This is a genomic window from Paraburkholderia pallida, assembly GCF_004524855.1.
GTDB classification, from domain to species: Bacteria; Pseudomonadota; Gammaproteobacteria; order Burkholderiales; family Burkholderiaceae; genus Paraburkholderia; species Paraburkholderia oxyphila.
Map to the genome: position 1 here is coordinate 1,023,851 of NZ_CP038149.1, position 24,583 is coordinate 1,048,433.

Annotated in this window: 25 protein-coding genes and 1 pseudogene; 11 read left to right on the top strand and 15 right to left on the bottom strand. The window is 64.4% G+C overall.

Annotated features, from left to right (window positions below):
• Nucleotides 1-35: 35 nt before the first annotated feature.
• Complete coding sequence (locus E1956_RS19800) at nt 36-1,451, bottom strand: aminotransferase-like domain-containing protein (protein WP_134752168.1); 1,416 nt, start codon at nt 1,449-1,451, stop codon at nt 36-38.
• A 144-nt stretch (nt 1,452-1,595) separates the two neighbouring features.
• Between E1956_RS19800 and aptA the strand changes: the two genes are divergently transcribed.
• Both aptA and E1956_RS19810 read left to right on the top strand, forming a co-directional pair.
• On the top strand, nt 1,596-2,924 hold the full coding sequence (gene aptA / locus E1956_RS19805) for an omega-aminotransferase AptA (RefSeq protein ID WP_134752170.1): 1,329 nt from the start codon (nt 1,596-1,598) through the stop codon (nt 2,922-2,924).
• 251 nt (nt 2,925-3,175) lie between these two features.
• A complete protein-coding gene (locus tag E1956_RS19810) occupies nt 3,176-3,424 on the top strand; it encodes a hypothetical protein (RefSeq protein WP_133199227.1) in 249 nt (82 codons plus the stop codon).
• Nucleotides 3,425-3,478: 54 nt separating this feature from the next.
• On the opposite strand, the gene pcaC is transcribed toward E1956_RS19810, so the two are convergent.
• From pcaC to E1956_RS19835, 5 genes are all read right to left on the bottom strand, one after another.
• The gene (gene pcaC / locus E1956_RS19815) at nt 3,479-3,883 is read right to left on the bottom strand and encodes a 4-carboxymuconolactone decarboxylase (protein WP_134752172.1); all 405 of its coding nucleotides are present in this window, start codon (nt 3,881-3,883) and stop codon (nt 3,479-3,481) included.
• Entirely contained in the window at nt 3,880-4,671 is a 792-nt protein-coding gene (gene pcaD, locus E1956_RS19820) for a 3-oxoadipate enol-lactonase (protein ID WP_134752174.1), read from the bottom strand. Before pcaD ends, pcaC begins: the two co-directional genes overlap by 4 nt.
• 4 nt (nt 4,672-4,675) lie before the next feature.
• Nucleotides 4,676-6,055, bottom strand: a complete 1,380-nt coding sequence (locus E1956_RS19825) for a 3-carboxy-cis,cis-muconate cycloisomerase (protein ID WP_134752176.1) — start codon at nt 6,053-6,055, stop codon at nt 4,676-4,678.
• Nucleotides 6,056-6,171: 116 nt separating this feature from the next.
• Nucleotides 6,172-6,831: a 3-oxoacid CoA-transferase subunit B gene (locus E1956_RS19830; RefSeq protein WP_028223581.1), complete on the bottom strand. Its 660-nt coding sequence runs from the start codon at nt 6,829-6,831 to the stop codon at nt 6,172-6,174.
• A 16-nt stretch (nt 6,832-6,847) separates the two neighbouring features.
• Nucleotides 6,848-7,549, bottom strand: coding sequence for a 3-oxoacid CoA-transferase subunit A (locus E1956_RS19835; RefSeq protein ID WP_028223580.1), 702 nt, complete (start codon nt 7,547-7,549; stop codon nt 6,848-6,850).
• Between the two features lie 341 nt (nt 7,550-7,890).
• Between E1956_RS19835 and E1956_RS19840 the strand changes: the two genes are divergently transcribed.
• Together E1956_RS19840 and folE are read left to right on the top strand one after the other, a co-directional pair.
• Entirely contained in the window at nt 7,891-8,814 is a 924-nt protein-coding gene (locus E1956_RS19840) for a LysR family transcriptional regulator (protein ID WP_134752178.1), read from the top strand.
• Between the two features lie 130 nt (nt 8,815-8,944).
• Nucleotides 8,945-9,595: a GTP cyclohydrolase I FolE gene (gene folE, locus E1956_RS19845; protein ID WP_028222783.1), complete on the top strand. Its 651-nt coding sequence runs from the start codon at nt 8,945-8,947 to the stop codon at nt 9,593-9,595.
• A gap of 178 nt (nt 9,596-9,773) precedes the next feature.
• On the opposite strand, the gene epsC is transcribed toward folE, so the two are convergent.
• Both epsC and E1956_RS19855 read right to left on the bottom strand, forming a co-directional pair.
• Complete coding sequence (gene epsC / locus E1956_RS19850; protein ID WP_134752180.1) at nt 9,774-10,697, bottom strand: serine O-acetyltransferase EpsC; 924 nt, start codon at nt 10,695-10,697, stop codon at nt 9,774-9,776.
• 87 nt (nt 10,698-10,784) lie between these two features.
• On the bottom strand, nt 10,785-11,018 hold the full coding sequence (locus E1956_RS19855; protein ID WP_028222781.1) for a hypothetical protein: 234 nt from the start codon (nt 11,016-11,018) through the stop codon (nt 10,785-10,787).
• Nucleotides 11,019-11,324: 306 nt separating this feature from the next.
• Between E1956_RS19855 and E1956_RS19860 the strand changes: the two genes are divergently transcribed.
• Nucleotides 11,325-11,777, top strand: coding sequence for a DUF3005 domain-containing protein (locus E1956_RS19860; protein ID WP_134752182.1), 453 nt, complete (start codon nt 11,325-11,327; stop codon nt 11,775-11,777).
• Between the two features lie 570 nt (nt 11,778-12,347).
• Entirely contained in the window at nt 12,348-13,052 is a 705-nt protein-coding gene (locus E1956_RS19865) for a helix-turn-helix transcriptional regulator (protein WP_028222779.1), read from the top strand.
• Here the strand turns inward: E1956_RS19865 and E1956_RS19870 are convergent.
• Nucleotides 13,036-13,356: a helix-turn-helix domain-containing protein gene (locus E1956_RS19870; RefSeq protein WP_134752184.1), complete on the bottom strand. Its 321-nt coding sequence runs from the start codon at nt 13,354-13,356 to the stop codon at nt 13,036-13,038. The two genes, E1956_RS19865 and E1956_RS19870, sit on opposite strands and share 17 nt — an antisense overlap.
• A 169-nt stretch (nt 13,357-13,525) precedes the next feature.
• Here E1956_RS19870 and E1956_RS19875 point away from each other — a divergent pair, with 169 nt between their 5' ends.
• Nucleotides 13,526-14,116, top strand: coding sequence for an acyl-homoserine-lactone synthase (locus E1956_RS19875; RefSeq protein WP_134752186.1), 591 nt, complete (start codon nt 13,526-13,528; stop codon nt 14,114-14,116).
• Between the two features lie 165 nt (nt 14,117-14,281).
• On the opposite strand, the gene E1956_RS19880 is transcribed toward E1956_RS19875, so the two are convergent.
• Entirely contained in the window at nt 14,282-15,832 is a 1,551-nt protein-coding gene (locus tag E1956_RS19880; RefSeq protein ID WP_134754637.1) for an MFS transporter, read from the bottom strand.
• Nucleotides 15,833-16,195: 363 nt separating this feature from the next.
• On the opposite strand from E1956_RS19880, the gene E1956_RS19885 reads away from it, so the two are divergent.
• The 3 genes from E1956_RS19885 to E1956_RS19895 all read left to right on the top strand — a co-directional run bounded on the left by E1956_RS19885 (nt 16,196) and on the right by E1956_RS19895 (nt 19,119).
• Nucleotides 16,196-16,666 carry a universal stress protein gene (locus E1956_RS19885; protein WP_134752188.1) on the top strand — a complete coding sequence of 157 codons (471 nt, stop codon included), beginning with the start codon at nt 16,196-16,198 and terminating at the stop codon, nt 16,664-16,666.
• A gap of 200 nt (nt 16,667-16,866) precedes the next feature.
• Nucleotides 16,867-17,622: a helix-turn-helix domain-containing protein gene (locus E1956_RS19890; protein ID WP_134752190.1), complete on the top strand. Its 756-nt coding sequence runs from the start codon at nt 16,867-16,869 to the stop codon at nt 17,620-17,622.
• Nucleotides 17,623-17,832: 210 nt separating this feature from the next.
• On the top strand, nt 17,833-19,119 hold the full coding sequence (locus tag E1956_RS19895; RefSeq protein WP_134752192.1) for an SUMF1/EgtB/PvdO family nonheme iron enzyme: 1,287 nt from the start codon (nt 17,833-17,835) through the stop codon (nt 19,117-19,119).
• Between the two features lie 430 nt (nt 19,120-19,549).
• On the opposite strand, the gene E1956_RS46195 is transcribed toward E1956_RS19895, so the two are convergent.
• The 5 genes and pseudogenes from E1956_RS46195 to E1956_RS19920 all read right to left on the bottom strand — a co-directional run bounded on the left by E1956_RS46195 (nt 19,550) and on the right by E1956_RS19920 (nt 23,621).
• A complete protein-coding gene (locus tag E1956_RS46195; RefSeq protein WP_232071839.1) occupies nt 19,550-19,951 on the bottom strand; it encodes an ABC transporter substrate-binding protein in 402 nt (133 codons plus the stop codon).
• Nucleotides 19,930-20,471, bottom strand: a pseudogene (locus E1956_RS19905) (4-hydroxyphenylpyruvate dioxygenase); the annotation flags it as partial. The gene E1956_RS46195 and the pseudogene E1956_RS19905, both read right to left, overlap by 22 nt.
• Before the next feature lie 25 nt (nt 20,472-20,496).
• Nucleotides 20,497-21,897, bottom strand: a complete 1,401-nt coding sequence (locus tag E1956_RS19910; RefSeq protein ID WP_134752198.1) for an amino acid permease — start codon at nt 21,895-21,897, stop codon at nt 20,497-20,499.
• A 17-nt stretch (nt 21,898-21,914) separates the two neighbouring features.
• Complete coding sequence (locus E1956_RS19915) at nt 21,915-22,244, bottom strand: cupin domain-containing protein (RefSeq protein ID WP_134752200.1); 330 nt, start codon at nt 22,242-22,244, stop codon at nt 21,915-21,917.
• Nucleotides 22,245-22,292: 48 nt separating this feature from the next.
• On the bottom strand, nt 22,293-23,621 hold the full coding sequence (locus tag E1956_RS19920) for an NAD(P)/FAD-dependent oxidoreductase (protein ID WP_134752202.1): 1,329 nt from the start codon (nt 23,619-23,621) through the stop codon (nt 22,293-22,295).
• A gap of 254 nt (nt 23,622-23,875) precedes the next feature.
• On the opposite strand from E1956_RS19920, the gene E1956_RS19925 reads away from it, so the two are divergent.
• Nucleotides 23,876-24,565, top strand: a complete 690-nt coding sequence (locus tag E1956_RS19925) for a TetR/AcrR family transcriptional regulator (RefSeq protein ID WP_134752204.1) — start codon at nt 23,876-23,878, stop codon at nt 24,563-24,565.
• The last annotated feature ends 18 nt before the right edge of the window (nt 24,566-24,583 follow it).

A 24,583-nucleotide genomic window follows, 5' to 3' on the forward strand; every position in this document is an offset into this window, starting at 1 on the left:
GTGGCGCGCGGGGCAACCGCGCTTCACGACGTACTTCACGCCCCCCGGCTGCCGACCCGCTCGATGAACCGCCACAGCGCGTCGTTGAGCGAATAGGGCGCGTTGAAGCGGAACCAGGCGCTGGCCGCATCGTCGGTGCGGAAGTAGGAGCCGGGCGCGAGCCAGATGCCGTCGGCCAGCGCCGCCGTGGCGATCGCACCGGCACGCGCGGGCTCCACGGGCAGGCGCACCCACACGAAAAGCCCCGCGCGCGGCCGGCAGAACGGCTCGAGGCCGAGCGCGTCGAGACGGTCCTCCAGCGTGGCGTGCGCGGCCTTCAGGCGCTCGTTGACGAGCTCGACGTGGCGCGCATAACGCCCTTCGAGCAGCACCTTGTCGACGATGCGCTCGATCGTCTCCGACGACGTGAGCCCCACCGCCATCTTCGCGCGCGCCAACTCGCGCAGCACATCGCGCTCGGCCACCACATAGCCGCAGCGCAGCGACGGCGTCACCGTCTTCGAGAAGCCGCCCACGTAGAGCACGCGCTGGAGCCCTTCCATCGCCGCCAGCAGCGGCGCGCCGGGCGGCGCGAGCTCGCGGCTCACGTCGTCCTCCACCACCCACATGCGCTCGCGCTCGGCAATCTGCAGCAGGCGAAACGCATTTGCCATCGTGTAGGTGGCGCCGGTGGGATTTTGCAGCGTCGTGTTCACGAAGATCGCCTTGGGCCGGTGCGCGACCACCTGCTGCTCGAGCACGTCGAGGTCGAGCCCCGCAGGCGTGCGCGGCACGCCGTGCACCGCGAGCCCGGCGAGCTTGAGGATCTGCAGCAGGTTGCAATAGCCCGGGTCCTCCACCAGCACCGCATCGCCGGGGCGCAGCAGCGTGCGCACGATCAGGTCGAGCCCCTGGGTTGCGCCTTGAGTGAGCAACACGTTGCCGACTTCCACCGGCAATCCCTGGCGGTCCAGCTGCGCGGCAATGCGCTCGCGCAGCGGCGCGAAGCCGTACGGATGCCCATAGTCGCCCAGCCGCACCGCCGGCACACGGCTCGTCGCGCGCAGCGCGTGATGCAGGCCCGTTTCGTTGATCCACTCGCTCGGCATCCAGCCGCAGCCCGCCTTGATCGGCACGGAGTGGTCGGCGAACACGTCCGAGAGCAGCCAGGTGGCGGTGAGCGTGGGCGGCTGCCAGGCCGCCGCGCTCGGGCGCGGCGCGGTCTCGCGCGGCGCCACGCGGTAGCCCGAGCCACGGCGCGCCACCACCAGCCCCATCGAGACGAGCCGGTTGTACGCCTCGGTCACCGTATAGGTGGAGAGCGCGTGCGACTGCGCGAGCTGCCGCACCGAGGGCAGCAGCGCGCCGGTGCGCAGCGAGTTCGCCTCGATCGCGTGCGAAAAGCCGCGCACGAGCTGCTCGACGAGCGTCATGGAGGCGCCGCGGCCACGTTCCAGTTCAAGTTCGATCATGGGAGAAGTCGTTGGGGGGCATGCAGACCAATACAGTTGCGTCAAATTGTCCAGCACGGTTATCAGCGCAGTATAGAGACTGTATATGCCACCGTTCAAGCCCGGGGGCTACAGTCTTCGAAACCACCTAGGAGGAGCAAACCCATGACTTCGCGCCCCGTCATCGACGATCTGTCGTCGTTCTGGATGCCGTTCACGGCCAACCGTCAGTTCAAGGCCGCGCCGCGCCTGCTCGAATCGGCCAAGGGCATGTACTACCGCACGAGCGACGGCCGTGAAGTGCTCGACGGCAGCGCGGGTCTGTGGTGCGTGAACGCCGGCCATGCGCGCGAAGAAATTGTCGCCGCCATCGCCCAGCAAGCCGCCACGCTCGACTTCGCCCCCACCTTCCAGATGGGCCACCCGCTCGCCTTCGAGGCGGCGCGCAAGATCGCCGACATCATGCCCGCGGGACTCGACCGCATCTTCTTCACGAACTCGGGCTCGGAGTCGGTCGACACGGCGCTCAAGATCGCCCTCGCCTACCACCGCTCGCGCGGCGAAGGCCAGCGCACCAAGCTGATCGGCCGCGAGCGCGGCTATCACGGCGTGGGCTTCGGCGGCATTTCGGTCGGCGGCATCGGCGCGAACCGCAAGGCGTTCTCGGGCCAGCTCCTGCCCGCCGTCGATCACCTGCCGCACACGCACAACCTCGAGCACAACGCGTTTTCGAAGGGCCAGCCGGCATGGGGCGCGCATCTCGCCGAGGACCTCGAGCGCATCATCGCGCTGCACGACGCCTCGACCATCGCGGCCGTCATCGTGGAGCCGGTGGCAGGCTCGACCGGCGTGCTGATCCCGCCGCAAGGCTACCTGCAGCGCCTGCGCGAAATCTGCACGAAGCACGGCATCGTGCTGATCTTCGACGAGGTGATCACGGGCTTCGGCCGCCTCGGCAAGGCCACGGCGAGCGAGTATTTCGGCGTCACGCCCGACATCATCACGATGGCGAAGGCGATCAACAACGCGGCCGTGCCGATGGGCGGCGTGGCCGTGAGCCAGACGATCCACGACACGGTGGTGAACAGCGGCGCGCCTGGCGCGATCGAGCTGTTCCACGGCTATACGTATTCGGCGCACCCGCTCGCCGCCGCAGCCTTGATCGCGACGCAGGACCTGTATCGCCGCGAGGGGCTCTTCGAGCGCGCCCATAGCCTCGCGCCGAAGTTCGAAGCCGCGGCCCACGCGCTGCGCGACGCGAAGCATGTGAAGGACGTCCGCAATCTCGGCCTCGTCGCGGGCATCGAGCTCGATTCGCGCGATGGCGCGCCGGGCGCGCGCGCCTATGAGGTGTTCGTCAAGTGCTTCGAGGCGGGCGTGCTGATCCGCTTCACGGGCGACATTCTCGCGTTCTCGCCGCCGCTCATCGTCACCGAGGAAGAAATCGAGCGCCTGTTCGGCACGGTGCGCGACGTGCTGGCGAAGGTCCAGTAACCCCAGCGCTATCGCTCACGCACCCCGCTCATTGCATCGCGCCCTCGCGCGTCGTGCAATGAGGTGAGTCGACAGCCAGGCGGTCCGCGGCAACACATGCGCGGGCCGCTTTTTTACGTCCCTATCTTTCAGTTTGCTTTTTCCCGTGCCTGGCCCGGCGATCACGACACGCGCACGGCGCGCGCCATCGGCGTATCGTTGGTTTATCGACATTGCGATGCCGCTCGCAGGCGGCGGCGGGAGGAAGGGCCATGAAGACACCGATCCGTATGGGCGCGCATATCGAAGGCGTCCACTGGGTGGCGGAATATCTCGCGTCGACGCATGAAATCCGCGTGTTCCGTGACGGCCGTGCAGTCGACACGTTTGCGGCGCCGGCCGCGCTATTGGGCGAAGAAGACGATGCGGGTTCGGCCAGCGACGAAGCGAGCCGCGCCGAAGACGCCGCCGTGCTGGCCGTCCTGCGGCGCTACGTGGCCGAGCTCAATGCCGAAGAGTGAGTGCAGTGAGGGGATGAACCGGGGCGCACATGGCGCGCGCCCCGGGGTGCAGGATTAGCCCTGCGCACCGCCGGACGGCGCGGCGTCTTCCTCGCGGAAGATGCGATCGGCGAGATGAAACGCCGAATTGGCTGCGGGCACGCCGCAGTAGATGGCCGTCTGCAGCAAGACTTCCTTGATCTCGTCGCGCGTCACGCCGTTGTTCTTCGCGGCGCGCAGATGGAGCGCGAGCTCCTCGCTGCGATTGAGCGCCACCATCATGGCGATCGTGAGCAGGCTGCGCGTGTGGCGCGGCAAGCCCTCGCGCGTCCAGATCTCGCCCCACGCATAGCGCGAGATGAGCGTCTGGAATTCCTCGGTCAGCTCGGTGCGGTTCGCGATCGAGCGGTCGACGTGCGCGTCGCCCAGCACCGCGCGGCGCACCTTCATGCCCGCTTCGTAGCGTTCGTCTTCGTTCATTTCGACTCCAGCAGGAAGCCCAGCACGGTCTGGTTGAACTCGTCCGCCAGCTCGACGTTCGAGATGTGCGAAGCGTTCAATTCGACGTAGCGCGCGCCCGGCACCGATTCGGCCAGCTCGCGGCCCTGCGCGGGCGTGGCGGCCAGGTCGTGGGTGCCCGAGATCACGAGCGTGGGCGCCTTGATCGACGCGGCCTCGCCACGCAGATCGGCGGCGTTGATCGCTTCGCAGTTCGAAGCATAGCCGTCCTTGTCGGTATGCACGAACACGTCGCGCGCCTGGTCGATCACGAGCGGGTTCTTCGCCATGAACTCGGCCGAGTACCAGCGCGGCAGCACCGCGTCGGCCAGCGCGAGCATGCCTTCGTTACGCGCTTTCGCCGCGCGCGGCACCCACACTTCAGGCGTGCCGATCTTCGCCGCCGTGTTACACAGCGCGAGGCGCTCGATGCGGCTGCCAAAGCGTGCGCCGAGGCCCACGCCCGTCAGGCCGCCCATCGAGACGCCCACGAAATGCGCGCGCTCGATGCCGAGGTGATCGAGCAGCCCGACCACGTCGCCGGTCAACTGCTCGATGGTGTACGGGCCGGCCGGCACCGCCGAGTGACCATGGCCGCGCGTGTCGTAGCGCAGCACGCGAAAATGCTTCGAGAAGGCGGCGAGCTGGGGCGTCCACATCGACACGTCGCTGCCGAGCGAATTCGACAGAACGACCCACGGTGCCGTGGCGTTCTGCGCACCGTCGATGCGGTAGAACAGTTGCGTGTCGTTGACGGCTGCATGAGGCATGCGGTTACTCCTGATGAGTCTGCGATGAAGAATGGGGCGCGCGCGCGCCATACGACGCGAGGACCGCATCGACAAAGGCGTGCGCCTCACCCACGTAGTTGGCGGGATCGAGCAGCGCCTTCAGGCGCGCATCGTCCAGATGTTGTGTGACGGCGGGGTCGGCTGCGAGCACGTCGTACAGCGTGCGGCCCGTTTGCACCGCCGTTTTCGATGCGTGCTCAACGAGATGATGCGCGTCCAGCCGACCGATGCGGTCGCCCAGCGCGAGCATCACGGCCTCGCCGAGAATCAGGCCATGCGTGACGTTCAGGCTGGCCGCGAGGCGCTCGGGCCGCACTTCGAGGCCGCCGGTGATCTGCTCGATCTGCGCCAGCGCGCCGCCCGCGAGACGCGCGAGCTCCGGCACCGCATCCCATTCGGCCTGCCAGCCGCCGAGCGCGCGCTCGTGCTCCTGCACCATGCCCGCGAAAACGGTGGCGACGAGGCCAGGCGCGCGCGTGGCAGCGGTCAGGACTGCTGCGCAACCGACCGGATTGCGCTTGTGCGGCATCGTCGAAGAACCGCCCTTGCCTGCCGCAGCCGGCTCGCCCAGTTCGCCGATCTCGGTTTGCATCTGCAGCGAGATATCGCGTGCGATCTTGCCGAGCGTGCCGATCAGCATGCCGAAGAACGAGGCGGCCTCGGCAATGCGGTCGCGCTGCGTATGCCAGGGCAGCGCGGGCGCGGCAAGGCCCAGCTCCTTCGCGAGTTCGGCGCTGACCTTCGGCGCTGCTTCGCGCAGACTCGCGAGCGTGCCCGCCGCGCCGCCGAATTGCAGCACCAGCGCGCGCTCGCGCAACGCCGCCAGGCGCTCGCGGTGACGCAGCATCGCGTCGAGCCATTGCGCGAATTTCAGGCCGAGCGTGATCGGCAGCGCTTGCTGCAGCCAGGTGCGCCCGACCGCAGGCGTCGCGCGATGCGTGCGCGCGAGGTCGGCGAGCTTCGCGCAGGTGGCGTCGATACCGCTTTCGATCAGCGCGAGCGCGTCGCGCAATTGCAGCACCGTGGCCGTGTCGATGATGTCCTGGCTCGTCGCGCCCCAATGCACGTATTTTGCAGCTTCGGGATCGGCGTCCTTCACGCGCGCGGTCAGTTGCTTGACGAGTGGAATCGCCAGGTTGCCGCCCAAGGCGGCATCGCGCGCGAGCGCTTCGGCGTCGAGCCGGTCCGCCTCGCAGGTCGCGACGATGGCCGCCACGGCGCGCTGCGGTATCACGCCGTGCGCCGCCGACGCCCGCGCCAGCGCCGCTTCCACGTCGAGCATGCGCTGCAGCGTGGCGGCCGGAGACCACACGGCGTTCATCGGCTCGGTGCCGCAGATCAGGCTCGTCAGGCGTTCAATCATGGATCGGGATGAGTCGAGTGGAGAGGCGCGCAAACACAGATGGCGCGGCGCCCGGCCACCCTGCAGCCGGACGCCGCGCCACGCGCGTGTTCATGCGATGAGCGCGTTGCAGCAGTTTAAGCCGCGCGGCGGTTCTGCGTGGCGTCGATCAGCGGCACGCCGGCCAGCTTTTGCAGCGCGTCAAAGTCGATGTCCGAATAGATCTCGCGCACGGCGAGGCCTTCGGGCGTCACGTCGAACGCGGCGACGTCGGTATAGACGCGGCCCACACAGCCCACGCCTGTCACCGGATACGAACACTCGGCGACGAGCTTGCTTTCGCCCTGCTTCGTGAGCAGTTCCATCATGACGAACACCTGCTTCGCGCCCAGCGCGAGGTCCATTGCACCGCCCACTGCCGGAATGGCGTCGGGTGCGCCGGTGTGCCAGTTCGCGAGGTCGCCCTTCACGGAAACCTGGAACGCGCCGAGCACGCAGTAGTCGAGATGGCCGCCGCGCATCATTGCGAACGAGTCCGCGTGATGGAAGAACGCACCGCCCGTGAGCAGCGTCACGAACTGCTTGCCCGCGTTGATGAGTTCGTCGTCTTCCTGGCCGGGCGCCGGCGCCGGGCCCATGCCGAGCAGACCGTTCTCGCTGTGCAGGAAGATTTCCTTGCTCGGGTCGAGGTGGTTGGCCACCAGCGTCGGCACGCCAATGCCGAGATTCACATAAGCGCCCTCAGGAATGTCCTGAGCCACGCGTTGAGCCATTTCGTCGCGATTCAAACGTTTCATTTCTTGACTCCGTCACTCAGGCAGCCTGGCCGGCTTGCAGCGCCAGATGCGCCGGCTGCGGCACTTCAACGACGCGCTGCACGAAAATGCCGGGCGTCACGATGTTTTCTGGGTCGAGCTCGCCGAGCGGCACGACCTGAGTCACCTGGGCGATGGCGACCTTCGCCGCGCTCGCCATGATCGGGCCGAAGTTGCGCGCCGTCTTGCGATAGACCAGGTTGCCCCAGCGATCGCCCTTATAGGCCTTGATGAGCGCGAAGTCGGCGTGCAGCGGCGCCTCCAGCACGTAGTGGCGGCCGTCGATCAGGCGCGTTTCCTTGCCTTCGGCGAGCTTGGTGCCGTAGCCCGTGGGCGTGAAGAAGCCGCCGATGCCGGCGCCCGCCGCGCGGATGCGCTCGGCCAGATTGCCCTGCGGCACCAGTTCGAGCTCGATTTCGCCGGCGCGGTAGAGCGCGTCGAACACATACGAGTCGGTCTGGCGCGGGAACGAGCAGATGATCTTGCGCACCCGCTTGGCCTTGAGCAGCGCGGCGAGACCGGTGTCGCCGTTGCCTGCGTTGTTGTTCACGATCGTGAGCTCGCGCGCACCCTGCGCGATCAGCGCGTCGATCAGTTCCGACGGCATGCCGGCCGTGCCGAAGCCGCCGATCATCACCGTGGCGCCGTCGTGCACGTCGGCAACGGCGGCTTGAAGCGAATCGAAAATCTTGTTGATCATCACTGTTCCTGAAAGCGATGCGCATCGCGGAAAGTCCACGTCACCCGATCGCGAAAAAGTTCTATATACGAACACTGATTCGTTTAGCGAACGTCCAGCGCATTATCGGAGCCGAAATGCGCACTTGTCAAGGCGGGACTTCCTGAGGCAGCCATCCAGTGCAGGTGGATTCATCGGAGGAAATCCAATGCTTTGCCATTGCGCAAGGCATTGGACTGCATGCGATGCCTGTCGTGCGAGATGTAGTGAGCAAATCCCCCAATATCATGCAATCGAATTCATGTACTACTGTTTATCCCGTTTCAACATAGTGCACCTCGCCGCCAGCGCGCGTCTTTCCCATGCAAGAGCTCGACCTGAATCTGATCCCCTACCTCGTCGCGATGGAGGAAACGCGTAACGTGAGCCGCGCCGCCGAGCGCCTCGGCGTGAGCCAGCCGCGCGTGAGCACGGCGCTCGGCAAGCTGCGCGAGTATTTCGGCGACCCCCTCTTCGTGCGCACCTCGCGCGGCATGGAGCCCACGCCGCGCGCACTCGACCTGATCCCGGCCGCGCGCGACGCGCTCATCCGTATCGAAAAGGGCATGCTCGAAGCGCAAGACTTCGATCCGGCCACCAGCACGCACACGTTCTCGATCGCCCTTTCGGACGTGGGCGAGATCGTGTTCCTGCCGCGTCTCTTGCAGCTATTCGCCAAACGCGCGCCCAACGCCAATCTGCGCTCGGTCTCGCTGCCGCACAGCCAGGTGGAACGCGGCCTCGAATCGGGCGACATCGATCTGGCCGTCGGCTACTTCCCCGACCTCGGCGGCAACAACTTTTTTCAGCAGCGCCTGTTCACGCACCGGTTCATCTGCCTGATGCGCAGCGGCCATCCGCTCGCCGGCAAGCCCATGACGCTCGAGCAATTTCTTGCACTCGGGCACGCTGTCGTGCGCGCAGAGGGGCGCAGCCAGGAAATCCTCGAGCGCTTTCTGGAGAAGAAGCGCCTGCACCGGCGTGCCGTGCTCGAGACGCCTCACTTCATGAGCCTGCCGTTCATTCTCACGCGCACGGACCTGATCGCGACCGTCCCGCATGCAATCGGCTTCGCCTACGTATCGGAACACGCCTCGATCGTGCTGGTGGAGCCGCCACTGCCCTTGCCCCGCTTCGACCTCAAGCAGCACTGGCACCGCAAGTACCATAATGCGCCGCGCGGCGCATGGCTGCGTAGCGTGGTGGCCGAGCTCTTCAACGATGCAATGGACGAATGGCCGAAGTGAATCGCGCGATGAATGCCGCGTCACAAGCCGTTAAGGCGCGCCGCCTTGCGCGGACGCGCAAAAATCATGGAACAATGCACGTTCGTGGTGCGCGTCGCAGCGGCGTGGCCCACATGACAGGAGCCGATGCATGAGCGACGAAAAGAACGCAGAAAAGACCCGCAAGAAAAAGTCGAAGACCGGCGCTGGCCGTCCCTCGCGCGAGCAAGCAGAAGACGCCGTGCGCGTGCTGCTGCGCTGGGCCGGCGACGACCCCGGGCGCGAAGGCCTGATCGATACGCCCTCGCGCGTCGTGCGCGCCTATGAAGAATTCTTCGCGGGCTACGATCACGACCCGAGTGAGATTCTGTCGCGCACCTTCTCGGAAGTGGACGGCTACGACGAGATGATCGTCCTGAAGGACATCCGCTTCGAGAGCTACTGCGAACATCACATGGTGCCGATCATCGGCCGCGCGCACGTCGCGTATCTGCCCGAGCATCGCGTGGTGGGCATTTCGAAGCTCGCGCGGCTCGTCGACGCCTTCGCCAAGCGCCTGCAGATTCAGGAGAAGATGACCGCGCAGATCGCCGACACGCTCAACGAGGTGCTTCAGCCCAAGGGCGTGGGCGTGATTCTCGAAGCCGCGCACCAATGCATGTCGACGCGCGGCGTGCACAAGGCCGGCGTCACGATGGTCACGTCGCGCATGCTCGGAACGTTCCGCAGCGACCCGTCCACGCGCCGCGAATTTCTTTCCATCGTCGGCAATCCCGGCGTGATGAGCGTGCCCAACACCTGAAGCGCGCGCTGCAACGCACCCTCAGGTTCGGCCCGAGCCGGTTCGCAACCGCTCAGGCCGATCAGCCGCCACGGCAGGCCCGAACCGGCGCGAAAGCGTCAGGCCGGGCGCGCCGCCATTGAGACCGCTTGCGGCCACAACGGTCGCAACGCAACCGCTCAGGCCCGCTCGCAGCGCCTCAAGCCGGTTCGTTGCCGCTGCCGATTTCGCGAATCTTGCCCTGGCGCACGCTGCTGCCCGGCGGCACGCTGTGCGTGAGCCACACATTGCCGCCGATCACCGAGCCTCGTCCGATCGTCACGCGGCCCAGAATGGTTGCGCCGGCATAGATCACCACGTCGTCCTCGACGATCGGATGGCGCGCATTGCCCTTCACGAGCGTGCCGTCGAGATCGGCTGCGAAGCTCTTCGCGCCGAGCGTCACGGCCTGGTAGACGCGCACGCGCTCGCCGATGATCGCCGTCTCGCCGATCACGACGCCGGTGCCATGGTCGATGAAGAAGCTCGGGCCGATCTGCGCGCCCGGGTGAATGTCGATGCCCGTTGCCGAATGCGCGATTTCGTTGATGAAGCGCGCAAGCAGCGGCACGCCGAGCCGATGCAGCGCATGCGCCAGCCGATGATGCGTCATGGCCCAGACGCCGGGATAGCAAAGCAGGATTTCGGTGATGTGCTGCGCGGCCGGGTCGCCCGTGAACGCGGCCTGGATGTCGCTCACGAGCAGAGCGCGAATGCCGGGCAGCTGGTGACCAAACTCCCGGGCGATGTCGAAGGCGCGCGTGCGCAGCACGTCATCGCCGGCTTCGGCGTTCTCGGGCAGGAAGCGCAGCGCGCGGCGGATCTGTTCGGCAAGCAGGCGCAACGTGCTTTCGAGGGTATGGCCGACGTAATAGTCGACGCTTTCGTCAGTCAGGTCGGGGGCGCCGTAGTGCGTGGGAAACAGCGCGGCGCGCAGGCCGGCGACGATGTTGATCACGCCATCGCGCGAGGGCAGCTCGCGAATGCCGAGCGGATGGCGCGTGCGGTGGAGCTCTTCGCGCGACGCGCGCAGGTCGGCAACGATCTGTTCGAGGCCCCAATCGGGAGAAGCGGGATTTGGCATGATGAAGCGGCAAAGGCGGCGGGCGCCGCCGAGGAGTGTATCGACCCCAGAGATTACCGCTTTTCGCGACAGCGCGCCGAGCTGCCCTCAGAGCGTGACGCTGCTCGCATCGATCCAGCGCACCGCCCAGTCGCGCGCATGCGCAATGGCAGCGGCTTCGTCGGAAAAGCGCAAATCGGCCGGGAAAAAACGATTGGCAACGAGTTCGCCGTCGCTCGAGCGCGAGATCACGACATAAGGTTGATATGTGCCGTCACCGGCGCGCGCCGGCGCACAATTGAGCAAATAGCCGCGATGCGTGAATGCAGCGTCGAAGTGCATGTGTCTCATCCGCCCCTGACTGCCTTGTCCGTTTTCGTGGGCGCGTACAGGATCGTGCGGCAAAGCCACAGCCCGGCCTTTCTTCATGCCGTTAATTCTTAAGCGCGCCAACTCGTTGAAAGAGGATCATACTCCCAGTAAATACCGCGATCCAACGAAAAAAATGCTGGATTGCTGGAGGCGTTCTCCTGGTGCACAGGCTTGCAATTCCGCCCGATTCAAGGTTCGCACCGGGTGTTTTGGAACGTCTCATGCTGAATTTTGGTGCATCCGGATCTTCATTGGCTCTCCCACGGAGGACACACCATGACCGACTCCGACCGCAGCAACCGCCCCGGCGAAATGCAAGCCAAAGAGACGCGCCGGCGCAGCGCCGAACTGCATAACGACCGCACCCACGACAGCACGGTCGACACCGACGGCAAGAACCGCGAAGCCGCGCGCCTCGCGGGAGATGGCCTGATCGGCCCCGACGAAGTCACCACCAGCAACGCCTCGCTCGACAACAGCGTGCCCGAGGCCCTCGACGGCCTGGCAGGCTTCGACAGCCGCGGCCTCGCGCATCGCATGCCTTTCGCGCCCGAGACCGGCTTCGAGGCCGTCGACATGGGTATGAGCGCCCCGGAGCTGCCCTACGATTTCGACTGGCAGCTCGCCGACCCGCGCGAGCCGGGCCAGCGCCGCAGTCCGGGACGCATTCACTACGCCATCAATCACATGCGCCCGACGCGCGTGGTCGAACTGCATCGCAAACCCTGACCCACGCAGCACAGGCAATCGAACGCCTGGCGAGCTTGCCTCGCCAGGCGCCGCCGGTTGCGGCCATATGCACCCGGCGAGGCCCTCTTCCGTTCGGTGAGACGGCGCGGGCCGCCATGGACCCAATGCCGCGTTGAATGACGCGCGAATCACCCTGACTAGCATGCACAAAAGTGCATTTGATCGCTGCATTCGATCGTATTAACAATCTTTCAAGTTGGCGCGATTTCAATTACCCGGCTTTATTACCGATTCAGATTAAGCCATTTCCGGAATGAGCAATAACTGCCCAAACTCAATTCCAGACTGCATGCGCGTTAGATGCGCCGTGCCAACAAATCGCCACTTTTGTTCTGCATGTGCAGGACAAGGACGAGACTTCTCCCTAAGCGCCGGGTCAATCCCTGGCGCAAACCCCTTCCGGTGGGGAGAAAAAGACGATGAATTCGGAATTTAGTGATAAATTGTTACATCACAAGAAGCAAGGCGGCAGCCTGCCCCAGGCGCCGCCTGCGGTCTGGCCCACCGCCGATGGAGAGTGTTGACGTGCCTCTACATTACATTGAGCAGATGTCATCCGTGCTCGACGCCCCCGAGGATTCGGCGTGGTTCGAGGCGGTGTCTCGGCTCGCCGCCTCATGGGGCTTCGGCCAGGTCATGTTGGCCATCCTGCCGCGCCCGGGTATGCGGCTCGAAGACGCGTTCATCCGGACGAACTATTCTTCCGTCTGGCGGCAGGCCTATAACGACCACGGCATGGCGTATTTCGACCCGGTCGTCGCGCACTGCACGACGCGGGCCGCCCCGCTCATCTGGTCGCCTGAACTGTTTGCCACCGAGCAGCAGCAATCGATGTATGAAGAGGCCCGTTCGCACGGGCTGCGCGCCGGCATTACCCTGCCGATCCATGGCCCGCGCCAGGAGGCGGGCATGCTGTGCTTCGTCAACGACGCCAATCCGTCGGACTCGTTCTGGCAGGACGTGGACCGTGCGCTGCCGAACCTCGTGTTGCTACGGGATCTCGTGCTCGACACGAGCCAACGGCACCTGAACGATCATGCTCAGTCCCTGATTCCCAAGCTCACGCCGCGCGAAAAGGAATGCCTCAAGTGGACTGCACTGGGCAAGTCCACCTGGGAGATTTCGCACATCCTGAATTGCTCCGAGGCCGTCGTGAACTTCCACATGAAGAATATTCGCGGGAAGTTCGGCGTGAACTCACGGCGTGCGGCAGCCGTGATTGCAACCCAGATGGGTCTTATTGACCCGGGCTAAGCATCATCGGCGCATCCGGACGCCGAAGCACGCGCTCGGCACGGCCCAGATCGCCGTCCGAAATCGTCTTGTTGAAGTACAGACCGAGCAGGATCGACACCGGCGGCGGAATTTCCGCGCCCGACTCGAACCGGCTGCCGCGCGACTGCGTCACGCCGAACCGCGCCCAGAAGCGGCGCTGGCTTTCCTTCTTCTTTTTCCGATACGCGATGATCAGGACACGGTCGATTACCGACGACAGGTCCCCTCCGGTGTGAGAGGAATTCGTGCCCGCCTGCCATTGATGATTGTCCAGAAGTTCCATTTTGACTCTCGCTGTGTCAGATATGCCTGATGAGTGACTGCCGCTCAGCCATTCTCCAGAACTGACCCTCCCCGCGCACCTACCTATCTTGATAGGTGTTTTTTTATATTCATAACGCATAGCTTCGATCCATACCGCTGCCCCTCCACACGTACACGGGAGAGTTGTCATGCAAGCTGCGATTCGGATCGGACTGCGCCAGGAGTTCGACAACGAGGATATCAACGAGATGTACCGGCTGCGCGCACGCGTGTTTCGCGACCGCATGGGCTGGGATATTCCCACCATCGCGGGGATGGAAATCGACGGGTACGACGCGCTCGGGCCCCATTACATGCTGATCCAGGCCGACGACGGCAAGGTCTGCGGCTGCTGGCGCCTGATGCCGACCGAAGGCCCGAACATGCTGCGCGACACCTTCCCGCAGCTGCTGCATGGCGACGCGGCGCCGGCGGGCCGTCATATCTGGGAACTGAGCCGTTTTGCCATCGAATCGGGCAATGACCACGCCTTCGGCTTTGCCGACGTCACCATGCACGCGATCCACGCGCTGGTCTCGTTTGCCGACCGCATGGGCATCTCGCGCTATGTGACCGTCACCACCACGCCCATCGAGCGCCTGCTGCGCCGCACCGGCATTGACGTCACGCGGCTCGGCGCACCCGTTCGCATTGGCGTGGAAAATGCCGTCGCGCTGGAAATCGCCGTGAGCCCGCAGACCCGCAACGCCCTGTTCGGACCGATGGCCGCCGCGGCCTGAAAGACGCATACACCCCCTTGTCGATCCCGCAACTTGCGCCACGGCCCGCGGCGCTCATGTCAGGCAGCTCACGCTTTTGTCTGATGAATTGCGCCGAAGGTGGCCGAAAACCTCCGCAGCGGGCGAGCCGCGCACGCAAGTAATGGATCCTGGACGGCCACGCCGTCACTCCGCCTGAACCGGCGCACTCGGCTGTGCCGTTGTCGCAGCGGCACGGCCGAAGCGGATATGCGCGATGCGGCGCACGCTCAGCGCCGCCACGAGCGCGGCGAAGCCGGTCAGGCCGATGCCAAGATGAATGGCGTCCACCAGCACGTGCCGCACCGCCTCGATGAGCGCCGCTCCGTCGAGTCCCGCCGCCTTCATTTGTGTCGTCAGCGCGCCGCGCAGCGCCGGATCGATCAGCACGCGCGGATCCGCAAGCTGCGGCTGCCAGCGCGCAGCGCCAGGCGCCCCGAGCACCGCGAGCGCGTCGCCGACGCCCGCGGCATAGCGATGGTTCACGATCGTCGCCACGATGCTCGTCCCGAGCATGCCGCCCACCATGCGCGTGGATTGCAGCAGCGCCGTCGTGATGCCGAAACGCTCGCGTCCAGCAATCTCCTGTCCGAACACGTTGAGATTGTTGAGAATGAAACCGAGGCCGATGCCCACGGCGGCCATCGCGAGCTCGAGCCACAGGTGCGGCGTCACGCGCGTGGCGAAGGCGAGCCCCACCGAAGCGCACACGAGCAGGCCAAAGCCGACGGTCAGGATGGTCGTCGGCTTCTTCAGATGGATCACGATGCGCGTGTTGACGAGACTGCCGAGCGCGATGCACGCGGCGATCGGCGTCGCCAGCAGGCCGGCCTCCTGAGGCGAGAGGCCGAAGCCGCCCTGCAGCAGCAATGGCGCGAAGAAGATCAGCGAGAACATCACGAAGCCGGAGAGCGTCGAGAGTGCAAACAGCGTGACCAGTTGCGGATCGCGAAAGAGGTCGAGCGGAATGATTGGATGCGTCGCGCGCCGCTCGCAAGCCAGCAACGCCGCGGCGCTCACCGCCACAACAGCGATCAACGCGAGATTGCCCGGCGTCACGCCGTCCTTCGGCACCGCCTCGATCACGGTCTGGAAGGCGCCCAGCACGATCGCGACCAGCGCGGCGCCGGTCCAGTCGATGCGCACCTCGCCCGTGCGCGCCTGGCGGTAGGCCGGCAGATGCGCCCAGATGAAATACAGTGCCAGCGCGCCGACCGGCAGATTCACGAGGAAAGTCGAGCGCCAGCCGAAATGCTCGGAGAGCCAGCCGCCCAGCGAAGGGCCCGCCGCCGTGCCGATGCCGTAGGCGGCCGCCATCACCACCTGCCAGCGCACCCGCGCGCGCGGATCGGGGAAGAGATCGGGAATCGAGGCGAACGCGGTGCCCACCATCATCCCGCCGCCCACGCCCTGCAGCGCGCGCGCCACCGCCAGAAAGCGCATGTCCGTGGCGAGCCCGCACAACGCCGAGGCGACGGTGAACACGATCACCGCGGCGATCACGAAGCGCTTGCGCCCGAAGTAGTCACCCAGACGCCCGAACACCGGCACGGTCACGACCGATGCCAGCAGATAGGCGCTCGCGATCCATGCGTAGTACTGGAAGCCGTGCAGCTCGGCGACGATCGACGGCAATGCCGTGCTGACGACGGTCTGATCGAGCGCGACCAGCATGTTGACGAGGCCGATGCCGAGCATGGCCAGCAGCGCGTCGCGAAACGGCAAGGGGGTATGGGTGGAAGTCACGGATCGGAATGCTGCGGCGCGCAAGTGCGAAAGAGACGCAAAGATAGCGGGACGGCGCGCCCCGCGCAACCGGACGACGGGCGAAACGCGCGCGGCGAGCGGTGGCAACTCCATACGTCGAAAATGGCCACGCGCCAATCTCCGACGCAAAAATCTTGATCTTCCTTCCTATATCTTCCACTTTTCATACTGTGGCACTGCAACTTTCTGAACAATCATTTAAGCTTTTTAAAGTTCAATCATTGCAGCACAAGGCCACGGGCGTAAGTCAACCCAAGGCCATATACGTTCCGGTTCCACTCAAGCGGAGGCTCCATGTATCAACGCATCCTGGTTGCGGTCGACGGCAGCGAAACGTCGCGCCGCGCATTCGACGCCGCACTCGAATTGGCGAAGGCGATGGGTTCGACACTGCAGCCGTTCTACGTGATCGAGAACACGCCAATGTATTTCGACGCCCCGGGCTACGATCCGTCCATCCTGCGCAACCAGATGATTGCCCAGGGCAGGGAGCTCGCCGAGCAGATGAACAAGCAGCTGGCCGAGCACGGCGTGCAAGGCCAGATGCTGACCGCGGAGGCGTCCTCGCTCGACGACGTGCCCGCGCTCGTGCTCAGCGCCGCAAAGGCCAATGGCTCTGACCTGATCGTGATGGGCACGCACGGGCGACGCGGTTTCCAGCGGCTGATTCTCGGCAGCGTGGCCGAGCGCTGCGTCCGGCAATCGACCCTGCCAGTCCTGCTAATTCCTTCCGCCGCGGGCGCATCCGCAGCCGACTCCGAATAACAGATGCCGGATAAAGACGAATTACGAGATAACGCTCCAATTCATGTCTTTTTGAACCCGCTTGCGCACGATCACTTGCCGCGAAACTGGCTTCTGACAAGGCTCAAGCGGGTTCATCTCAAATGCGCGGCGTTTTGCCGCCATTTTAAGATTTAAACGCGGTGTGACAATGCTCCAAAAGTCGATTACAGGAGCAAGCCATGCTGACCCCTACCGTCGTATCCCACTCCACCGTGCGTCGTGCTACCCGCAACGCCGCCACGAGCCCGCGCAGCACCGCGCGCTGCTCGACTTGTGCAATGCGCCATCTGTGCATGCCTCAGGGACTCGCGCTCGACGATTTGCCCAAGCTCGAAGCACTCATCTGCAACGCGCGCAGCGTGCGGCGCGGCGAAGCGCTCTATCGCGCCGGCGATCCGTTCGATACGCTCTACGCCGTTCGCTCGGGGTCGCTGAAGACCGTCATGGCGCACCGCGATGGCCGCGAGCAGGTCACGGGCCTGCGCCTCGCCGGCGACCCGCTCGGCATCGACGGCATCAGCACCGACCTCCACACCTGCAGCGCCGTAGCGCTGGAAGACAGCTCCGTGTGCATCATCCCCTACTCGGCGCTCAAGCACCTGTGCCGCGAAACGGGCGCCATGCAGGACCGCCTGCACCGGCTCATGAGCGACCAGCTCATCCGTGAGTCGTCGCAGATGATGGTGCTGGGTTCGCTTTCCGCCGACGAGCGCGTGGCGGCCTTCCTGCTCGACGTCTCCGAGCGCAACGGACAGCGCGGCTACTCGCACGCGGAGTTCAATCTGCGCATGACGCGCGAGGATATGGGCAGCTATCTCGGCATGACGCTCGAAACGGTCAGCCGCACCCTGTCAAGATTTCAAAAGCGTGGCCTGATCGACACGCAGGGCAAGCTCATCCGCATCATCGACATCGAAGGCCTGCGGCACCTGTAAGCGCACGGCCCCATGCGTGCCGCCCCCGCTGGCGGCGCGCGCTCAAGTGCGTCCCCATTGGGGCGTCCCAAATAGTGCATCCTCATTAGCCGCCCTCGTTCGCGCCCCCTTCAACCCTGGAAGGCGGTGCGCGCGTCGGGCGACACGTTGGCACGACTCCTGCGCAGCGGTAAAGTCTTGTTCACCGCTCAAGTCCGGAGACTCGCCGCAATGCAGTTCCCGTCCTCACCCACGTTCGCCGCGCGCCTTGGCCACGCCCGTGCCGCCAGCGACGCGCTTTTCGCCATCGTCAAGCCCGAACACCTCTACGAGCGCCCGATTCGCGAGCGCCATCGCATCGTGTTCTATATTGGCCATCTTGAGGCGTTCGACCGCAATCTTCTCGACAAGCGCCTCTTCGATCTGCCATCCGTCGACCCGCGGCTCGACCACTTGTTCGCGTTCGGCATCGACCCCGTCGACGGTGCGCTGCCCACCGATATACCAGCCGACTGGCCGCGCCTCGATGAAGTCCGTGACTATGCGGGCGACAACCGCTCGCGCATCGACGCGCAACTCGCCGCGCTCGACCTGCCGCCCGGCGCCTCGCAGCACAGCACCGCGGCGCAATTGCTGAACGTGGCCATCGAGCATCGCCTGATGCACGTCGAGACACTCGCCTACATGCTCCACCAGTTGCCGTTTGCGCAGAAGCTCGCACCCGCCGGCGCACGCGAAATTGCCGATCATCTGTATGCGGCGACGCCATCGACGGTCAGCGTGCCGGCCGGGCGCACCGAACTCGGCATGACGCACGAGCGCGGCGTCTTCGGCTGGGACAACGAATTCGGCGAGGAGCAAGTGGCGGTGGAGGCGTTCGAGATCGACCGCTACATGGTGACCAACGGCGCATGGCTCGATTTCATGGCCGACGGCGGCTATCGGCGCAAGGACCTTTGGGACGACGCCAATTGGGCCTGGAAGGAAGCCGAAGGCATTGAATATCCGGTCTTCTGGGTGCGCGATGCAGACGGCTGGCGCCTGCGCACGATGTTCGAAGACATCGCGCTGCCGCTCGCGTGGCCGGTCTATGTGAGCCACGCGGAAGCGAGCGCCTTCGCGCGCTGGCGCGGTGCCCGCTTGCCGACCGAGGCCGAATGGCAGCGCGCGGCGCACGGCGCGTTGCCTGGCGCCACCGACAACTTCGACTTCCGGCGCTGGAACCCCGTCGCCGTGGACGCGACGCCGGACAGCGCCAGCACGTGGGGCGTCGAGGGGCTATACGGCAACGGCTGGGAATGGACGTCGACGCCATTCGGCCCCCTCCCCGGCTTCGAGCCGTTTCCCTTCTACGAAGGCTATTCGGCGAATTTCTTCGACGGTCAGCACTATGCGATGAAAGGCGGCTCCGCCCGCACGGCGGCCTGCATGATACGCCCGACGTTCCGCAACTGGTTTCAACCGCATTATCAATATGTCTATGCGGGATTTCGTTGTGTGCGCAACTTGACAAATTAAGCAAAAAGTGAACGGATAGTCACCTTTCGCTTAACTGCGACAAACTGCCAACTATTGCTTTAATTGTCGCCGCCATGTCTGTGCACAGGATACTTGCCAGCTTGAGCCTTCACTTTCACTCGTTTGAAAAATTCCTGAGTCTTAGCATCGAAACTCACATATATACCGTACTCCTTAAAAAGATTGTTTCGCGTCAAGGGTAGGCCTGCATCGACAAGACGTCGACTGGCGTCCCGTAATTTGCGAGCGTCACGGAGCAATCGTCGCCATGCCGCCTGGCTCCGTCGCTCGAGAAACCTGACGTGAAGATCAAGTGCAATGTCCGGAAATGATCGTTGCAATATTGTCGGCGATACCCCGATACGCTCAGCAAGCTGCCCTCCAGTGATCGCCGGATCCTCTGATATCGCCTTCTCGAGCATCTCGCGGGTCACCCCACGTGCGGGAACTTGCCGCTTTTGGCCTGATAGAGCGTCACTGTCGCAGCGCGAAGGTCGCCTTTCGCGTCGAAGGCAGCCGTGCCAGCCAACTCGACGAACTTGTCCGTTTCGATCGCCGACCCAACGAGCGGAATCTTCATCGCCAGCCCTGTCATCTGCTTGCGAAGCGGGCCAGCCTGAGCGTCGACACCGCCATAGAACACGGCCTGCGCATCCTTCGATTTGATCGATGTGAGAATGCCACGGAAGTCCACGGTTTTGTCTGAAACGAATTCGCGGTCCACGACATCAACGCCCGCGGCCTTCGGTTCCTTGACGACGACGTCGGCCAGACCCTGACCATAGGAAGTGCGGTCGTCGACAACGAGAACTTCTCGTAGAACGACGCCCAGTGCGCCATGCGGCCACGATAGACGTTGTGCGTGAGATGGTCGACAACCTTGAACCGTGTCCGACCGGGTGACAGTCGACACCAGGCAGGTACTCGAAGTCGATGTCGTAAATGCTCTTGCCGTCCTCGAAACGATCGATCAGGCAGAGGGGCGCGCCGCCAATGCCCTTGATGGCAGGCAGGCGCAGTTCCATCGGTCCCGTCGGAATATCGACAGGCTGCGCGCCGAGTTCGAGCGCCCGGGCATAGGCCTGATGAGCATCCTTCACGCGGAATGCCAGACCACACGCAGAGGGGCCATGTTCTGCGCCGAAGTACGACGCGACGCTGTTTGGCTCGTTGTTGACGATGAAGTTGATATCGCCCTGGCGGTACAAAACAACCTGCTTGCTGCGATGCCGCGCGACCAGCGTGAAGCCGAGTTTCTCGAAGAGAGGTTCGAGCACGCCGGGCGTGGGCGAAACAAATTCGACGAACTCGAAGCCCATCAGGCCCATCGGGTTTTCATAGAGATCAGACATGACAATATTCCAGAAGCAACGTGAATCAGGACGAGGCCATGACGGGTTCGGCGTGACGAGCCCGGACACAGCGGTACGCGAAGTACACGACGCCGATCCACACCGGAATCGCAAACGCGGAAGCCCGGATGGCCGGTGTCAGCAGCATGACGCCGACGATCAGCGCCATGAACGCGAGGCACAGATAGTTGGTCAGAGGTGCAAAGGGTGCAGGAAAGCCCGACTTCAAATCGCGCCCCACGCTCGCCTTCCGGAAGCGCAGATGCGTCACGATGATGGTGACCCATGTGATGACGAGAGCGGCCACAATCAGCGACATCAGGATTTCAATCACGCTCGCCGGAGCGACGTAATTCAGCACAATGCACAGCCCGGTAAAGATTGCGGGATAGATGATGGCCCGCACCGGCACGCCTCGAGCGTTGACCTTCATCAGCGACTTCGGCGCATTGCCTTCACTTGCCATGCCGTAGAGCAGCCGGCTGTTGCAATACACCATGCTGTTATAGACAGAGAGCGTCGCCGTCAGGATCACGAAGTTGAGAACATGTGCCGCCAGGTTTGCGCCGATGCCCGAGAAGACGAGCACGAACGGGCTGTTGCTGTATGTGCCGCCGCCAGACTGGAGTTGAGCAAGCAAATGGTCCCACGGCGAAAGCGCGAGCAGCACCGCCATCGAACCGATGTAGAACACCAGCACGCGGAAGATCAGCTGGTTGATCGCCCTTGGAATGACCTGGCGCGGCTTGTCGGCTTCAGCGGCGGTAAAGCCAAGCATCTCGACGCCGCCGAACGAGAACATGATGAACGCCATCGCCATCACGAGGCCGGAAACGCCGTGCGGGAAGAACCCGCCGTGCGACCAGAGATTGCTGACCGACTGCCCCGGATGACTGGTGCTCGCGATCATGTAGATGCCTACCACGATCATCGCGATCACGGCGACGATCTTGACCAGCGCGAACCAGAATTCGACCTCGCCGTAAATCTTCACGTTGATGAAGTTCACGCCGTTGATGATCACGAAGAACACGAGCGCGGTGACCCACGTCGGAATGCCGGGCCACCAGAACTGGACGAACTTCCCCACCGCCGTCAGTTCGAGCATGCCGACGAGCACATACAGCGCGACGCAATTCCAGCCCGAGAGGAACCCGGCGAAGCGCGAGCCATAGCGATTGGCAAAGTGGCTGAACGAGCCAGAACACGGCTCCTCGACCAGCATCTCGCCGAGAAAACGCATGATGAGGAATGCCACCAGTCCGCCGATTGCGTAACCGAGCAGCATTGAGGGGCCGGCAAGTTCGAGGACGCCGGCGGAGCCGAGAAAGAGACCAGTGCCGATCGTGCCGCCGAGCGCGATCAACTGGATGTGCCGATTCCTGAGCTTGCGCTCAAGGTGCCCGTGGGCGGAATGGGTTTGCATGCCGTTCTCCCGACGTGTCAGTTGATCACGAAGAACAGCTTCGCGTTTGTGCCGAAGTATTTGACGGTGGCGCCTTTGCAGAGCTCGATCACGTCGCCCGGACAGCCTTCGACCCGCGTGCCGTCGCTGGCTTCGACGCCGAACACGCCGTCGAGCACGAGGATCACTTCGTCATAGGTGAGCGTCTTGGGCTCGCACAGCGCTTCGTGCCAGCGGCCAAAACCGCAAGGCAGGACCGCGCCGTCCTGGTCGGAAATGGCCCACGATATCTCTGCCGTGCCGTCGGCGGCGCCGCCACGGTCCCTGCTCTGAATCGAGCCGCTCTTGATCAGTCGGATGCTGCGCATTGCTATGTCTCCTTGATTGAATAGAGGTGGTGCGCGAGTGCGCTTGCGCTAGATTTCGTGCCGGCCGGAAGCCCGCTCGCGCATCAGTGTCAGATGCACGCCGATGTCGCGGATCGGCCTGGGCGGGATATAGCTGGCCGTGCCCTGAACCAGAAAGTCGTCGGTCAACTCGCTGCGCTGACCGTTTGCGAGTTCCGCGATCAGCATCCCTGCCGCGGTGTGGCGCACGATGCCCGCGCCGTTGCAGCAGGCGGCGGCATAGACGTTGTCGCTGACCTGGCCGAAGGCGGGCGCGTGGTTGTGCGAAACGGCGAGCCAACCCATCCAGAAGTGTTCGATGTCGAGCGGGGCGCCGAGGTGTGCAAAGCGACGCGCGAGCAGTTCCGTATGCCTGGCACGGGCCGCATCGCGACGCGCCTCGTTGGTGGTGAGCGAAGGCGAATAGTCGAAGCCCTGGCGGATCAGCAGTCGCTTGTCCACGGTGAGCCGAAGCGTCGAACCGGCCACGCCATGCGCGGGCGTAATGCCCCAGCTCTCGTCGGTGCCAAGTCGTGCCTGCTGTACTGGCGTCAGCGGCTTCGTGAGGCTCGCGAAGAGGAGCACCGGGATCTGCCTGTCCTGAAAGACGCCAAAGGACGGCGCGAACGCATTCACGGCGAGGATGAGCTTGCCGAACCGGATCCGGCCCGCGGCGGTGCGAACAAACGGCGCAGGTCCGTCGAATTCGACCTCGATCACGGGGGAGTTTTCGAACAGTTCGACTTCGGGCGGCAGGCTGTCCGCGAGACCGCGCACGAGCGCCGCGGGATTCATGAGACAGGTGCCCGGTGTGTAGATCGCCGAGTGGTAGTAGCGCGTGCCAAGGCGGCTCTCGAGTTCGTCGCGCGACAGCGGTTCGAACGCTTCGCCCCACGCATACAGGTTCGCGGCGTACGTGTCGAGCACTTTCCCGGCCACCTCTCCCGTCACCGCAGCGTGATAGCGGCCGCGCCGCTCCCAGTCGCATGCGATGCGATGGTCCTGGATGAGTCGCTCGAGTTCAGCGAGCGCAAAGCGGCCGACGCGGATCGCGCGGCGGCCCTGCTCTACGGACGCCGCCGAAGTCGAGGGTGCGTGCGGCAGGTCGATCGCAAATCCCGAGTTGCGCCCAGAGGCATTTTCGCCAACCACGCCGCTCTCGATCACGGCGATCGACTCACCCGGCCGAAGCGCAGCCAGCCTGCGGGCGGCTGCCAGTCCCGCGTATCCAGCCCCAATGACCACCCAGTCGAAATCCCGCTCGCCGACGAGTGACGGCCGCGGCAAACGCCCGGGAAGCAAGGCGCTCCAGCCGTTGGTGTGGTCGTCGTTCGGAAGGCGGTCAATCAGGCGAGGCATGTCAGATCCAGATGGGGTGGCAGGAGACCGCGAAGTGGCGGCGGACACCCCAACTATACAAAAACAATAAATTATTATTACTAGTATTTGTACCTGGCCCGTGGAAGGTCAGTCGCAGGCAGAGCCGACCGCAAAAAGGGGCAATACCAGCGGCGGGTGGCGACGCATTGCTCGCTGCACCTTGCGGATTGGGATTGCGAATAACCGAGAAGTATTTATTATTGTTTTCGTGTGACTGAAACAGGCGGATAACCATGGAATCACCCTCGCAACCGTCGCGTACGCGAACGCCGCAAAGCGAACGCATTGAGGCGACGCAACGCAAGATCATCGAATCCGCGCAGCGACTGCTGCGCGAAGAAGGCTTCAAAAGCGCGACGCTGCAGAAGATCGCGCGGGGGGCAAACGTCTCGCTTGGCGCCTTGCAGCACCACTTTGAAAGTCGGGACGTCCTGATGGAGCGCCTGGTCGACGAAGCCATGGCGCCATTGAGCGACCACGGTGGCGTCTGGCCGGACCCTGCCCTTCCACTGCGCGAGCGGGCAGAAGCATTCGTCCTGCAGGCATGGAAGCAAATTTTTGGCTCACCCAGTTACCTCACGGCGTGGAGTCTGTTCTTCGGCTGCAAGGCCACACCATCGATTTTCAGCGGCATCGACGCCAAGCGCGCGAGTGAGGACAAGAAGTTCTTTTTGCTGTTTATGTCGGCGTTTCCCGAACTCGAGCAACATCATCCGCATCCGAAAGGTTTCACCGCCTCGGTGTTTTCCACGCTCCGCGGCCTGGGCGTATTCGAGTTGTTCGATGTCTCATCGGGCGAAAAGCACGAGGAGCTTCAGGCCCTTGTCGAGACCATCGTACGGGCGTGTTTGCCGAGTCCCATTGACGTTCCTGCGGTGAAGCCGAAAGCGCGCCAGCCCCGTAAGGTCGCAGCGCTGGATTAGCGCTTCGCGATGCACCAC

Excerpts from the sequence above, each read along its gene's own strand:
- E1956_RS19800 (WP_134752168.1), bottom strand. The coding sequence starts at position 1,451 with ATGATCGAACTTGAACTGGAACGTGGCCGCGGCGCCTCCATGACGCTC.
- aptA (WP_134752170.1), top strand. The coding sequence starts at position 1,596 with ATGACTTCGCGCCCCGTCATCGACGATCTGTCGTCGTTCTGGATGCCG.
- E1956_RS19810 (WP_133199227.1), top strand. The coding sequence starts at position 3,176 with ATGAAGACACCGATCCGTATGGGCGCGCATATCGAAGGCGTCCACTGG.
- pcaC (WP_134752172.1), bottom strand. The coding sequence starts at position 3,883 with ATGAACGAAGACGAACGCTACGAAGCGGGCATGAAGGTGCGCCGCGCG.
- pcaD (WP_134752174.1), bottom strand. The coding sequence starts at position 4,671 with ATGCCTCATGCAGCCGTCAACGACACGCAACTGTTCTACCGCATCGAC.
- E1956_RS19825 (WP_134752176.1), bottom strand. The coding sequence starts at position 6,055 with ATGATTGAACGCCTGACGAGCCTGATCTGCGGCACCGAGCCGATGAAC.
- E1956_RS19830 (WP_028223581.1), bottom strand. The coding sequence starts at position 6,831 with ATGAAACGTTTGAATCGCGACGAAATGGCTCAACGCGTGGCTCAGGAC.
- E1956_RS19835 (WP_028223580.1), bottom strand. The coding sequence starts at position 7,549 with ATGATCAACAAGATTTTCGATTCGCTTCAAGCCGCCGTTGCCGACGTG.
- E1956_RS19840 (WP_134752178.1), top strand. The coding sequence starts at position 7,891 with ATGCAAGAGCTCGACCTGAATCTGATCCCCTACCTCGTCGCGATGGAG.
- folE (WP_028222783.1), top strand. The coding sequence starts at position 8,945 with ATGAGCGACGAAAAGAACGCAGAAAAGACCCGCAAGAAAAAGTCGAAG.
- epsC (WP_134752180.1), bottom strand. The coding sequence starts at position 10,697 with ATGCCAAATCCCGCTTCTCCCGATTGGGGCCTCGAACAGATCGTTGCC.
- E1956_RS19855 (WP_028222781.1), bottom strand. The coding sequence starts at position 11,018 with ATGCACTTCGACGCTGCATTCACGCATCGCGGCTATTTGCTCAATTGT.
- E1956_RS19860 (WP_134752182.1), top strand. The coding sequence starts at position 11,325 with ATGACCGACTCCGACCGCAGCAACCGCCCCGGCGAAATGCAAGCCAAA.
- E1956_RS19865 (WP_028222779.1), top strand. The coding sequence starts at position 12,348 with ATGTCATCCGTGCTCGACGCCCCCGAGGATTCGGCGTGGTTCGAGGCG.
- E1956_RS19870 (WP_134752184.1), bottom strand. The coding sequence starts at position 13,356 with ATGGAACTTCTGGACAATCATCAATGGCAGGCGGGCACGAATTCCTCT.
- E1956_RS19875 (WP_134752186.1), top strand. The coding sequence starts at position 13,526 with ATGCAAGCTGCGATTCGGATCGGACTGCGCCAGGAGTTCGACAACGAG.
- E1956_RS19880 (WP_134754637.1), bottom strand. The coding sequence starts at position 15,832 with ATGCTCGGCATCGGCCTCGTCAACATGCTGGTCGCGCTCGATCAGACC.
- E1956_RS19885 (WP_134752188.1), top strand. The coding sequence starts at position 16,196 with ATGTATCAACGCATCCTGGTTGCGGTCGACGGCAGCGAAACGTCGCGC.
- E1956_RS19890 (WP_134752190.1), top strand. The coding sequence starts at position 16,867 with ATGCTGACCCCTACCGTCGTATCCCACTCCACCGTGCGTCGTGCTACC.
- E1956_RS19895 (WP_134752192.1), top strand. The coding sequence starts at position 17,833 with ATGCAGTTCCCGTCCTCACCCACGTTCGCCGCGCGCCTTGGCCACGCC.
- E1956_RS19910 (WP_134752198.1), bottom strand. The coding sequence starts at position 21,897 with ATGCAAACCCATTCCGCCCACGGGCACCTTGAGCGCAAGCTCAGGAAT.
- E1956_RS19915 (WP_134752200.1), bottom strand. The coding sequence starts at position 22,244 with ATGCGCAGCATCCGACTGATCAAGAGCGGCTCGATTCAGAGCAGGGAC.
- E1956_RS19920 (WP_134752202.1), bottom strand. The coding sequence starts at position 23,621 with ATGCCTCGCCTGATTGACCGCCTTCCGAACGACGACCACACCAACGGC.
- E1956_RS19925 (WP_134752204.1), top strand. The coding sequence starts at position 23,876 with ATGGAATCACCCTCGCAACCGTCGCGTACGCGAACGCCGCAAAGCGAA.